Consider the following 12,910-nt stretch of genomic DNA (forward strand, 5'->3'; position numbering starts at 1 on the left):
TAAATTTAAATTAAACCTAACAAGCCACAGATAAACAAAAAGACACCGGAGTGTCTTTTTGTTTATCTCAATTACTTAGGCATCGCCCATCAACAGCTACAACACAAACAAGTGATGCTTTTTCTTACCTAATTTAACGAGGAAGTACTTCCCGAAATAACCATTTGCAGCAGTGAAGATATCAGCAGCTGTCATATTGTCACTCAACCCCTTAGCCACGCCATTTACAAAAACAGAATCTCGCTGAAGAGCATCCTTGACCTGCTTGCCACTAGCAGCTAATCCGGCATCCGCCATTAGACTAGTAAGGGGCGTTTCAACAAGATCAATACCCGCCAAAGAACTGCTCGGCAAACCATCAAGCTGAATTTGCTCAAGATCTTGCTCACTTAATTGATCAGCCTCACCACTAAACAAAGCATTAGTAATACGCTCCGCTGCTTGCAGACCTTCTTCACCATGAACAAGTTTAGTCGCTTCTCGTGCAAGAATAGCTTGCGCCTGAGGCTTGCCACCACTTTCTTTATCTGCATTTTCAATTGCATCAATCTCAGCAAGATCTAAGAAAGTAAAGAATTTCAAAAATTTATAAACATCGGCATCGGCAGTATTCATCCAAAATTGATAAAAAGCGTACTGACTTGTTTTGGAAGAATCCAACCAAACCGCACCAGATTCCGTTTTACCAAATTTGGTTCCATCAGATTTTGTAACCAAAGGAACAGTTAAACCAAATGTTTGAGATTGATTTTGACGACGAGATAGATCGATACCACCTACTATATTCCCCCACTGATCACTGCCACCTATTTGAAGGGTACAATCATAGGCTCTATTCAATTCAGCAAAATCCATTCCTTGCAACAATGCATAAGAAAATTCAGTAAAAGAAATACCAGCGCCTTCTCTGTTAAGGCGCTGCTGAACAGATTCTTTATTGATCATTGCATTAACAGAAAAGTGCTTACCGATATCCCTCAAGAAATCCAACACACTCATTTCGCCAGCCCAATCGAGGTTATTAACAACTCGAGCAGGATTAGACACATCATCAAATTTTACAAATTGACTTACTTGGCCACGAATTTTTTCTGCCCAACTTGCAACCACATCGGATGTATTCAATTGACGTTCAGCCGCTTTAAAGCTTGGATCTCCTATAAGGCCTGTCGCACCACCAACCAAAGCAATTGGGTTATGCCCAGCATCTTGAAAACGTTTTAGCACAAGAAGAGGAACAAGATGCCCCAAATGCAAACTATCTGCGGTTGGATCAAAACCACAATAAAGAGTACGACTTCCACCATCAAGATGTTTTTTTAGCTCATCTTCTGCCGTCATTTGGGCGATAAGTCCACGAGCTTGCAAGTCATTCAAAAGGTCTTTACTGCTTACAGTCATTATTTTGATCCATATCCTAGTTAGTTTATCGTACTTAAGCATTCAATTATAAAAGTAATGTTGGTAGGATTATAAGGCTTTTATTAAAGATTTTTAGGTACGCATTTTGATCAAGCTATTACCAACAAAGCATTTACTCCTAATTTCAGGGATAAGCGCACTCCTCGCCATAGTACTTATAGCACTCCCTGACGAGGAAACCATCGATAACAATCTAATTTCCCTCGAAGCAAACTTTGAGGTGATAGACCAGTCTCAGCTTATGCTGCAGGACTTGCAAAAACTCACGCCCAAAAGTAGCACAATCCCTTTAACAACCTTTTCGCCCAACAATACAAACTCTACCTACGATATTCCTGCACCTGACACCTTGGTAAAAAAGAGCAGCCCAGCAACATTTAAAGAACAATCTGTTGAAGTAAAATCTGGCGACTCCCTATCAAAACTATTAGCTAACGAAGGTATATCAGCACAAGACATTTACAAAGTATCTCTGGCTGACAAAAAACAAAAAACCTTGCTGCAAATGAGGCCAGGACAAACAATCAACTTCACGACTAATGAAACATCTGGAGAACTCACTCAGTTAACACTTATCCTTAACCGCTTAGATAGCGTAACCTTTGAGCGAAATGATGATAAATTCAATAGAACAGAATCCTCCAGAACACCAGAAATTGTCCAAGCCTACAAAGAGGCAGAAATCAATAACTCATTATTTGTTGACGGACTAAGATCAGGAATCGATCAACCCTTATTAATTGAGTTAGCAAATATTTTTGGCTGGGATATAGACTTTGCCTTGGACATTCGAAAAGGTGACAGTTTAAGCATGTTATATGAAGAAAAGTATCTTGATGGTGAAAAAATCGGACATGGAAACATCATAGCTGCTCAGTTTATCAACAATGGCCGAACCTATCAGGCAATTCGCTACCAAACAGAAAAAGGAGCAAATTATTATACCCCTGATGGATTGGCAATGCGCAAAGCCTTTATACGAACACCTGTTGATTTCACAAGGATTTCATCAAAATTCAATCCAAACAGATTACACCCTATTTTCAAAACCAGTCGTCCGCACAGAGGTGTTGATTATGCAGCCGCAAGCGGAACTCCAGTAAAAGCGGCTGGAGATGGCAAAATATCCTTTGCGGGAAAACAAAACGGTTATGGCAATGTTGTGATTATCGATCACGGTAAAGGTTACCAAACCCTTTACGCTCATTTGAAAGGCTTTTCAAAGGGGACAAAACGTGGCGCCAGAGTTCAGCAGGGCAATATAATTGCCTACGTAGGACAAACAGGCTGGGCGACAGGCCCACACCTTCACTATGAGTTCAGAATAAACGGAACCCATAAAAACCCAGTAACTGTTAAATTACCAAATGACGATCCAATGCCTAAAAACGATTTGAAAAACTATCTACCTTATGCAAAGCAGGTAGTCGCTACATTATCGAATTCACATTCACCATCGTTTGCGCAAAAACTCGCCTCTTTAAAAGAATAACACCACCACTTTATAATTTCACATAGAGCCAGCGTGACTTACACACTGGCTACTTAACCTACTACATTTATCCCACACACGAAACCAGCCTCGAATTGCCACCTCCCCCACTCTACAGCAGAAGAAGACACCTTACTTATCACCGATTATAAGACAAAGTAAGCACCCACAAAAAAGCCCATCTACAAACACTAGACAGGCCCTTCTACTACGATTAACTTTAACTAAGCGACACCTACACTATAAAGCCTTAGCTTTATATACAATACCTGGGTGACACTGAACAATCTCAAAATAATCAGATAGACCACTCAGTGCTTCAGATCCACCAAGAAATAAATAACCTCCAGGCTTTAAAGAGGCATGCATTCTTTTCAAAATATCCAATTTAAGATCAACGGTAAAATAAATCAGCACATTACGACAGAAGATCACATCAAATTTACCTAGCATCGAAAATGATTCAATAAGATTCAAGTACTTAAATTCAACACGCGCACTCAAGTGCGGCTTAATTTTCCAAGTCAAATCATTCACTTTATCAAAGTACCGACGCTGTAAATCCGCACCAAGTCCACGAGCAATAGCCAAGCTGTCATATTCACCCTGCTTAGCATGCTGCAAAATATTAGTACAAATATCTGTCGCTACTATTTTTTCACCCGCTTTCAAAACGCCAGGTCGAGACGCTTTAAACTCCTCTATAACCATACTTATAGAGTAAGGTTCTTGACCGGTAGAAGATGCAGCTGACCAGATTCTTAGAGGTGCCACTGTCATTTCAGGCAGCACTTTGTCTTTTAAAATCGTAAACGGGTGCGTATCCCTAAACCAAAGAGTTTCATTTGTCGTCATTGCATTAATGACTTCTTCTTTTAGTTTAGATCCCCCCAACCTCTCCAAAGCATCTACTAACTGCTCAATTTTAGAAAAACCTTCTCTCTCTAAAATTTTTCCCAAGCGACTGGCGACCAAATATTGCTTATTATCACTCAGCGAGATCCCACACACTTTCTGCAAGTAATCTCTAAACCTTATATAACCATTAGGTGTAATTGCATTTGTACTACTGAGCATTAAAACTCCATAAGTGACAGGTTCAATAAATAAAGCCCCATTAAAGGGCCTAAACATTACTCTGATTGCACCTGCACTGTCTCTATAGCCAATCGAGCCAATTCATCTGGTTGGAACTTCGCCAAAAAGCCATCAGCTCCTACTTTTTTAACCATTGCTTCATTAAACACACCACTCAAAGAGGTATGAAGAAGAATAAATAGATCTTGCAACCGACTATCATTACGAATCGCAGTTGTTAACGTATAACCATCCATCTCAGGCATCTCTATGTCAGATATAACCATAGAAAACTCCTTAGTTACATCCTTACCTTCTGCAACCATATTTTGAAGATAAGTAAGCGCTTCACGACCATCACATAAAACTGTCGTAGCAAAACCAACCTGTTCCATACAACGTTTAATCTGCTTACGAGCAACAGAAGAATCATCCACGATAAGAATATGATGCTTTTGTGCATTCTCTGTCACACCAGCATTCACAATACCTTCTGAGATATCCTGACGAGTAGGAGCAACTTCAGAAAGAATCTGCTCAACATCAATAATCTCCACCATTTCTTTGTCAACCTGACAAACGGCTGTCAGGTAATTATCATTCGACAATCCTTTTGGTGGTGGCTGAATATCACTCCAATTCATGTTTACAATGCGCTCTACACCACGCACTAAAAAACCCTGAATTCGACGATTATATTCAGTAATAATCACAAAACATTGACTAATATTTTCGATTGGACTCGCACCTGTAGCCAGTCCTAAATCTAAAATAGGAATAGTACCGCCACGAATATGAGCAACACCTCTAACCACAGGAGAACTATGAGGCATAGTGGTTAATTTAGGACACTGCAGCACTTCTTTCACTTTAAAAACGTTGATGCCATAAATTTGCTTACCATTTAAGCGAAACAACAGCAATTCAAGTCGATTTTCCCCTACGAGCTGTGTACGTTGGTTAACAGTATCCAGAACTCCAGCCATAAACGCCTCCAAAATGTGTAAACATTATACTGAGGTATCACCTCAAAATTGTTAAAATGTATCATCCAATGATAAAGTGAATTCAAATAATTTACTAACTATCTTATTTATAACGTAATAATAAACAAAGAGAACAAATCATGCGAATCATAAGGCTAAGCATAGCCTTCATTTGTTTCCAAACTGGTTTTACATTTGCCATAACGACTGAAGAACAAATTAACCACTACATAAATCAAGTAGAGATTCCTCGGTTATCAGAAATATACCCTGATGCAGCCATAAGCATCACATTAAACAATCTTGCCGCACTCAACTACTTACCTGATTGTGAAAACGAATCAATTCAGATCAACAATCAAAGACCAGACGCTACCAAACGCACAAACTATGAAGTCAGCTGTGACTCACCAACTTGGAAGTCCTATGTACCAGTAACTCAGTCCATAATGATTCCAGCAATAAAAACCATCACCCCAATCAACCGAGGCCAAGCCATCAGCAAATCAAACACCGATGTGGGAGAAGTGGACATTTCCAGCCTAAGAGGACATGTTTACACTAAAAAAAAACCACCTTACGGCCTAATTGCTTCACGCAACTTGCGCATAAACACAGTCATCACTGACGATCTAACCAATCAGCCAACCTTAGTTAAAAAAGGCGACTCAGTACTAATAACAGCAAGCAGTGGTACCATTATAGTCCGAATGAACGGTGTTGCTTTAGAAAATGGTGTCAAAGGCCAACAAATTCGAGTCAAAAACACAAGTTCTGAACGAATTATATACGCCAAAGTTGTAACTGACAGTGAGGTTCTTGTAAACTATTGAGTACAGACTGATCGGCAATGAATAAATACTCTTTTCTGGGGCTTTTTATTAAAGTTCTTATAGACCCAGCCGACAACATAGACAGGCAAATCATTAAAGGGCGGAAAACCCAATGGCAATACATTTTACAGGTCTATCAAACCAGAGCACGATCAACAAAAGTGAACGATCGCAAAAAGATGATGCGACAAATAGCGCAACGGACAAACAAAGCTCAGTTCAAAGCGGTGGCACATTGGCAGAAGACACCGTGAAATTAAGTGGCACTGCACAAACTCTTCAAAGTCAGCAGTCTAAAATTAGCAGCTTACCTGATGTTGATATGGATAAAGTGGAACAAATTAAAAACGCTATTGCAGCAGGCGAGTACAAAATAGATACCCAGAAGCTAGCAAATAATATGGCTTCTATGGATTCGCTATTCTAGACTGTAACTCCTATACAGTTTGTAAACGGTTTGTCTTATGATTCCTATCGCACCTATATTTATCAGAAGCAAAGAGATATTAGAAAAACTCTCTTCGCTTCTTGATGAAGAGCGTTTAGCTTATGGGGAACTGAACAGCGAAGTAATCATCAGCCTATCCGAGCAAAAACAAACCCTTCTTGATGAAATGAATCAGCTTAATGAGAAAAGAGTCAACATTCTCATTAAATTTGATATTGTCGACCGAAAAAAACCTACTGAAACAGAATTCAAAAACTGGTTAAGCCTACAAGACAGCTCAATGGACAACGTTCGCCTATTGATGCAAGAGTGCGAAACATTACTCAAAAAATGTAAAACACAAAACAACACTAACGCTCGAATCCTTAACACCTTACAAAAGCGTAACAAGCATCTTTTCGAATTACTCCAAGGCCATAGCAGCAAAAACAAAGTCTATACAGCCAGAGGCTCTACACGCCCAATAAGCAGCAAACATACATTAGGCCGAGCTTAAAAAACCATAAGAATCAACATCATACTTAGTTGTCATTTGTATTTCAGTCGTAATTAATGTATAAATCTCAACTTGCAGCACGTCCTCATAGGTAAACAGGATATACCGGCCGCCTCCTAAGCAGCTATTCCAGGTTCGAGTCCTGGTGGGGACACCAACACATTAAGCACTGCAAAAAACTAAAAAAAGAGCCTCTTAGCTCTTTTTTTAAATACTTTTATAAAGCAATACCTTATTCCGCCTCAATCACCTCAAAGCTATGAACAATTTTCACACCACCTCTCTCTAACATTAGAGAAGCAGAGCAATACTCTTCTGCAGACAATTTAACTGCTCGAGCAACAACACTTTCCTTCAAGTTACGACCAGTAACGACAAAGTGCACTCGAATTTCAGTAAACACCGCAGGGACACTATCAGCTCGATCAGCATCAATTTGAGCAACACAAGAAACCACATCTTGACGAGATTTCTTTAAAATCCCAACCACATCATAAGAAGTACAACCACCCAAGCCTGCAAGCAAAAGCTCCATAGGTCTTGGGCCGGCCACTTGATTTCCATCGATTTCCACTTTAAAACCAGAACCGGTTTCAGCGGTAAAATGCACATCTTCTTGCCAACTAACATTTGTCTTCATCATTCAACCTTACTTGATTCTGTCATGACTGAAACTATCATCATTACGACTGGAACAACTCAGCCAATTTTTCACCTGGGTCATCGGCGCGCATAAAAGCCTCGCCAACCAAAAACGCATGAATACCTTTTTGCCTCATCAAGGCCACATCATCACGAGTATGAATCCCGCTTTCTGTAACAATCAAGCGGTCGGAAGGCACACTGTCCATCAATTCAAACGTATGATCTAAACTAAGCTCAAAGGTATGAAGATTTCGGTTATTGATACCAAGCAATTCAGTCTGAGTATATTCCAAAGCCAAATCCAACTCTGGACGATTATGTACCTCTACCAAAACATCCATACCAAGATCACGAGCAATTTGATCTAGCTCTCGCAATTTATCACCACTTAGGCACGCAGCAATCAATAAAACACAGTCTGCACCAATCGCCCTAGCTTCTAGCACCTGATACTCATCGACAATGAAATCCTTGCGAATAACAGGTAACTTACATGCTGCACGAGCCTCAACTAGATAATCTTCATGACCTTTAAAGAAATCACTGTCTGTTAGAACAGACAAACAAGCCGCACCTGATCTTTCGTAGGATCTAGCAATGTCAGTTGGGATAAAAGGCTCGCGCAATACACCTTTACTAGGGGAAGCTTGCTTAATTTCAGCAATAACACCAGATTTACCGATAGCTATTTGATGTCTTAATGCATGAGCAAAACCACGAGGGGCGTTATGAACATTAGCTACAGACGCTGCAACCTCTAAATTTCCATACGGTGTATGAGATTTACGTTCGGTAATTTCTTCATACTTTCGCGCTACAATCTTCTTTAAAATTGTCGGTGTTTCTATTTGCATTAGGTTACTGCTCCTATAATTACAGTGAGTCAGGACTCATAAAACAACGCGTGAAACTAGCTAATTCAGACATCTTGACTTTGGCTGTACCACCGCCAATCACATCTTCCGCAATATTCACACCTTCTGCTAAAGTATCAGCAATACCTGAAACATAAATCGCCGCGCCAGCATTTAAAGCAACAATATCCCTGGCAGGGTTTATTTTCCCCTTACCATCCAGTGCCATTTTTACTAAAGCAAGGCTTTCAGATGCATCAGCAGCTTGAATCGTATCAATAGATTGCAATGGAATGCCAAAATCTTCTGGTGAAATTTTATACTCTAAAATTTCACCATTTTTTAACTCCGCCACATAAGTTGGTGCAGCGATACTAATCTCATCTAAGCCATCTTCAGAGTGAACAACCATAACATGCTCACTACCCAGAGCTTTCAATACTTCAGCAATAGGACGAACCCACTTCTGATGAAAAACCCCCATGACCTGACATTTTGCATTAGCAGGGTTAGTCAATGGACCAAGCAAATTAAAAATGGTTCGAGTAGCCATTTCCTTACGAGGACCAACTGCATATTTCATAGCTGAATGATGATTAGGCGCAAACATAAAACCTAAACCTATCTCTTCAACACATCGGCAAACCTGCACAGCATCAAGACCAAGGTAAATACCCGCTTGCTCCAGCACATCTGCACTACCGGATTTCGAAGACACGGAACGCCCGCCGTGTTTAGCAACCTTCCCCCCCGCTGAAGCAACAACAAACGCAGACGCTGTAGATACGTTAAACAAGTTGCCACCATCACCGCCAGTGCCGCATGTATCAACCACATGTTCAAGATCCAAATGTACCTTGCTCGATAACTCTCGCATCACCTGCGCCGCAGCGGTAATTTCTTCGACCGTCTCACCTTTCATTCTTAGGCCAATTAAAAATCCGCCTATCTGTGCTGGCGTGGCTTTTCCCGTCATGATGTCATGCATCACTATTTGCATCTCGTCGCCGCTCAAATCTTGGCGTTCAACAACAGCAGCAATCGCCTTTTGAATATCCACCAGCCTCTCCTATCGTATTAAAACTATCGTGTTAAGAAATTGGCCAATAAAGCATGACCTGCTTCAGTCAGAATCGACTCAGGATGAAATTGCACCCCTTCAACGGCAAGTGTTTTATGTCGAATTCCCATAATTTCCTCTCTATCACCCTCTGCATTTTGACTCCAAGCGGTTACTTCTAGGCAATCAGGCAATGAGTCTGCTGAAACGACCAAGGAATGGTAGCGTGTTGCAGTCTGCGGGTTTGGCAAGCCAGAAAACACAGAGGTATTTTGGTGATAAATTAACGAGGTTTTACCATGCATGACATTTTTAGCACGAATTACCTCTCCACCAAAGACCTGACCAATACTTTGATGGCCTAAGCAAATACCCAATATTGGAATTTTCCCTGCAAATGTCGTGATTGCAGCCAGAGAAATCCCCGCTTCGTTAGGTGTGCAAGGCCCCGGTGAAATCACTAAATGCGATGGAGCAAGGCGCTCAATATCTTTAATGCTAATCTCATCGTTACGATACACCTGTACATCCATCCCTAACTCACGAAAATATTGCACAAGGTTGTAAGTAAAAGAGTCGTAGTTATCAATCATCAATAACATAAAGAAGGGGCGCGCCTATAAAACAATATTGATCTACTAATGTTAGAATCCGCAGAAACTGACACAAAAAACGAAATGCATTGACGAATAATAAAAACATGCATTTTAAAGTGCGCTAAATTCTACACTGTCAGGAACACTCTGTCTCGCCAGACCTTACACTTCATAAGATCCTAACAGTTCAAATAGCATACACTAATCACTAATCTCCCCATCAAATGACACCATAATTTACCATTTTTATTTCAGCGTTTTGGAAGGTTTTAAATAATACCGTGTAAAAACAAAGCCTTGTTTGATATACAAGCAGTTATACCGCACACTAGAAAGCATGTTATCTTTACCGTCATTATTCAGTGTTTTAAGGATGCCCTGTGCATAGCCAAGTCGCCGCCCTCATCGAAACCCTCATACATGACGAGCACTCTCCAGAGTCCATTAACAAGGCCATTTCAGAGTTAACACCGGATGATGTGGCATTAGCGCTTGAATCCATTCCGCTTACCCAACGCCGGCAAGCATGGGCAAATATCAAACAGGCCAACCGACTTGATATTTTGGTTGAAATGCGTGGAGAGTCTCGACAGCTACTATTAAGAGAGCTAGATGACTCAGAAATAGAAGCTTTATTCACTGATGTCGATGCCGAAGACCTACTCGAAATAACGGACTCGCTACCAGACCGCCTTGTCGACATCGCCTTAAAGCAGATGGACAACAAACAACGCGAATATTACCAACAAGGTATTGTTTACAACGATGATGTTGTTGGCCGTTGGATTGACCACGAATTATTAATCGCCTCTCAATCCATCCGCGCATCTGAAGCTCTTAGACTGCTAAAAAAGAACACGCCAGATTACACAGATATGGTTTATTTGGTGAACAGAACTGGCCGCTGGGTTGGTTGCGTGAAGTTTGACCGTCTATTCAAGGCTCAAGGCCATGAACCAATTTCAAGTTTGATAGATGAGGGTTGCTCCTTTATCCACGCCGATACAGAACTAACAAAAGCTGCAGAGCAACTCGAACGATCGTCGCTATCAGCACTACCTGTGGTGGATGACAATCAAATTCTATTAGGTCGTTTCCACGCAGGACTTGCCATGGAAACATGGCGCTTAGAGCACGAAGCTCAGCAAATGTCGACAGCTGGCCTAAATGAAGAATCTGATTTATTTGCACCAGTAAAACGCAGTGCAGCAACTCGTGGTATTTGGCTTGGCATAAATTTACTAACGGCATTTTTAGCCTCAGCGTTTATCGGGCTATTTGAAGCGACACTTCAACAAGTCGTTGCATTAGCGGTATTAATGCCAGTTGTTGCCTCCATGGGTGGTATCGCAGGCAGTCAAACATTGACGCTAATTGTCCGAGGCTTAGCCCTGGGACAAATAACTCGCAGCAACTTAAAATCTTTATTATCAAAAGAATTAAAAGTAGGCGGATTAAACGGCATATTATGGGCCATTGTAATTGGTGTGGTGACTTTATGGTGGTTCGAAAGCCCAATGCTTGGCATGGTGATCGGCTTAGCTATTATCGTCAACATTATAATGGCTGCCCTGTCTGGCGTTCTAATACCAGTATTACTAGATAAATTACGTATTGATCCAGCGCTCTCTGGATCAGTCATTTTAACCACTGTGACAGATATAGCTGGTTTTGTTGCCTTCTTGGGGTTGGGCACTTTATTACTTATTTAACTAACACAACTAGCATAACTTCTAATCAGAGCCATTCACGAACAAGACAAAGGTATAGAGAAGCATAATGAACTGGGAAACAATGCAAGTATATTTAGGCTTGGGCGACACTAAAATGCACTGGGTTGTCCGAGTATTTTTAGTTGTACTTGGTACACTAATTGTTAATTTTATTGCCACCCGCATTTTAATGCGTATAGACAAACAACTCGAAAAAACCAAAACGCCTTGGGACAATGTCTTAATTCATGCAGCACAAAAACCTGTTGGAGTCTTTGTATGGTTGGCTGGTTTGAGCATTGCCGCTGAAATTTCCGGCACAGAAGTTGACCCTAATTTTTCATCACTTATCCATGCAATTCGTGAAGTCGGCGTTATCGTTATACTGACTTGGTTCGTATTGCGCTGTATATCTGAAAGCGAAAGAACACTTACCAACTCAAGCAAAATAACCACTAACGTTGACTACACAACGGCCAGCGCAATCAGTAAATTATTACGTGCATCCGTTATCATCACCTCAGTTTTAGTTATCTTGCAAACACTAGGTTATAGCATTTCCGGCGTATTGGCATTTGGTGGTATAGGCGGTATTGCCGTAGGCTTCGCAGCTAAAGATTTACTCGCCAACTTCTTCGGTGGTTTGATGGTATATTTAGATCGACCATTTGCTATTGGCGACTGGATTCGCTCACCAGATCAAAATATTGAAGGTACAGTAGAGCATATTGGCTGGCGACAAACACGCATTCGCACTTTCGAAAAACGCCCTCTGTATGTCCCCAACTCCACTTTCTCATTGATTTCGGTTGAAAACCCATCCCGTATGACCCATCGCCGCATAAATGAAACTATTGGAGTACGCTATCGAGACTTCAGTCTTCTACCAACCATTCTGGCAGATATAAAAGACATGGTTGCCAACCATGAAGATTTAGACACAAACGAGACTTATATGGTGAATTTCAATCAGTTCGGTCCATCATCTCTAGACTTCTTTATTTATGCATATACAAAAACCGTAGACTGGCGAACCTACCATAACGTCAAACAAGACGTGCTGTTCAAAGCTATGCAAATTATTGAATCACATGATGCAGAAGTTGCCTTCCCAACCCATACAGTTCACATGGCTGACGATAGCCAAATGACACTATTATCGGAACAGGTGAACTCATCGGAGCAACCTGTAAAAGAGCAGCTTCAGAAAGAGCCATCGCAGAAGGACAAAAGCTAAAGTAATATATTCAATTTTTAAAAACTTAATAACAAAAAAGGCCAAACTAGAA

General features: G+C 40.9%; 13 protein-coding genes and 1 tRNA gene. 7 read left to right on the forward strand and 7 right to left on the reverse strand.

What is annotated here, in order from left to right:
• Positions 1-96: 96 nt before the first annotated feature.
• Positions 97-1,401, reverse strand: coding sequence for a tyrosine--tRNA ligase (tyrS, locus tag CCS02_RS15440; protein WP_072840337.1), 1,305 nt, complete (start codon positions 1,399-1,401; stop codon positions 97-99).
• Positions 1,402-1,507: 106 nt separating this feature from the next.
• Here tyrS and CCS02_RS15445 point away from each other — a divergent pair, with 106 nt between their 5' ends.
• Entirely contained in the window at positions 1,508-2,914 is a 1,407-nt protein-coding gene (locus tag CCS02_RS15445) for a peptidoglycan DD-metalloendopeptidase family protein (protein WP_100186933.1), read from the forward strand.
• Positions 2,915-3,154: 240 nt separating this feature from the next.
• On the opposite strand, the gene CCS02_RS15450 is transcribed toward CCS02_RS15445, so the two are convergent.
• The gene (locus tag CCS02_RS15450; RefSeq protein ID WP_100186932.1) at positions 3,155-3,991 is read right to left on the reverse strand and encodes a CheR family methyltransferase; all 837 of its coding nucleotides are present in this window, start codon (positions 3,989-3,991) and stop codon (positions 3,155-3,157) included.
• A gap of 56 nt (positions 3,992-4,047) precedes the next feature.
• Positions 4,048-4,977, reverse strand: a complete 930-nt coding sequence (locus CCS02_RS15455) for a chemotaxis protein CheV (protein ID WP_072840335.1) — start codon at positions 4,975-4,977, stop codon at positions 4,048-4,050.
• A gap of 140 nt (positions 4,978-5,117) precedes the next feature.
• Between CCS02_RS15455 and flgA the strand changes: the two genes are divergently transcribed.
• From flgA to CCS02_RS15475, 4 genes are all read left to right on the forward strand, one after another.
• The gene (gene flgA / locus CCS02_RS15460; protein ID WP_100637055.1) at positions 5,118-5,810 is read left to right on the forward strand and encodes a flagellar basal body P-ring formation chaperone FlgA; all 693 of its coding nucleotides are present in this window, start codon (positions 5,118-5,120) and stop codon (positions 5,808-5,810) included.
• Positions 5,811-5,922: 112 nt separating this feature from the next.
• Entirely contained in the window at positions 5,923-6,237 is a 315-nt protein-coding gene (gene flgM / locus CCS02_RS15465; RefSeq protein WP_072840333.1) for a flagellar biosynthesis anti-sigma factor FlgM, read from the forward strand.
• Between the two features lie 37 nt (positions 6,238-6,274).
• The gene (locus CCS02_RS15470) at positions 6,275-6,754 is read left to right on the forward strand and encodes a flagella synthesis protein FlgN (protein WP_100186931.1); all 480 of its coding nucleotides are present in this window, start codon (positions 6,275-6,277) and stop codon (positions 6,752-6,754) included.
• A gap of 81 nt (positions 6,755-6,835) precedes the next feature.
• Positions 6,836-6,911 (forward strand) — tRNA-Arg (locus CCS02_RS15475).
• 75 nt (positions 6,912-6,986) lie between these two features.
• On the opposite strand, the gene CCS02_RS15480 is transcribed toward CCS02_RS15475, so the two are convergent.
• From CCS02_RS15480 to CCS02_RS15495, 4 genes are read right to left on the reverse strand one after another with little or no spacing between them, the layout of a single operon-like run.
• On the reverse strand, positions 6,987-7,394 hold the full coding sequence (locus CCS02_RS15480) for an OsmC family protein (RefSeq protein ID WP_100186930.1): 408 nt from the start codon (positions 7,392-7,394) through the stop codon (positions 6,987-6,989).
• A 43-nt stretch (positions 7,395-7,437) separates the two neighbouring features.
• On the reverse strand, positions 7,438-8,253 hold the full coding sequence (gene trpC, locus CCS02_RS15485) for an indole-3-glycerol phosphate synthase TrpC (RefSeq protein WP_100637056.1): 816 nt from the start codon (positions 8,251-8,253) through the stop codon (positions 7,438-7,440).
• A 19-nt stretch (positions 8,254-8,272) separates the two neighbouring features.
• Positions 8,273-9,313: an anthranilate phosphoribosyltransferase gene (gene trpD, locus CCS02_RS15490; protein ID WP_100186928.1), complete on the reverse strand. Its 1,041-nt coding sequence runs from the start codon at positions 9,311-9,313 to the stop codon at positions 8,273-8,275.
• A 23-nt stretch (positions 9,314-9,336) separates the two neighbouring features.
• A complete protein-coding gene (locus CCS02_RS15495; protein WP_072840328.1) occupies positions 9,337-9,915 on the reverse strand; it encodes an anthranilate synthase component II in 579 nt (192 codons plus the stop codon).
• Positions 9,916-10,289: 374 nt separating this feature from the next.
• Between CCS02_RS15495 and CCS02_RS15500 the strand changes: the two genes are divergently transcribed.
• Together CCS02_RS15500 and CCS02_RS15505 are read left to right on the forward strand one after the other, a co-directional pair.
• Complete coding sequence (locus tag CCS02_RS15500; protein WP_100186927.1) at positions 10,290-11,621, forward strand: magnesium transporter; 1,332 nt, start codon at positions 10,290-10,292, stop codon at positions 11,619-11,621.
• Positions 11,622-11,688: 67 nt separating this feature from the next.
• Positions 11,689-12,858, forward strand: a complete 1,170-nt coding sequence (locus CCS02_RS15505; protein ID WP_198432069.1) for a mechanosensitive ion channel family protein — start codon at positions 11,689-11,691, stop codon at positions 12,856-12,858.
• Positions 12,859-12,910: the final 52 nt, after the last annotated feature.

It is taken from the genome of Marinomonas sp. ef1, assembly GCF_002806845.1.
GTDB classification, from domain to species: domain Bacteria; phylum Pseudomonadota; class Gammaproteobacteria; order Pseudomonadales; family Marinomonadaceae; genus Marinomonas; species Marinomonas polaris.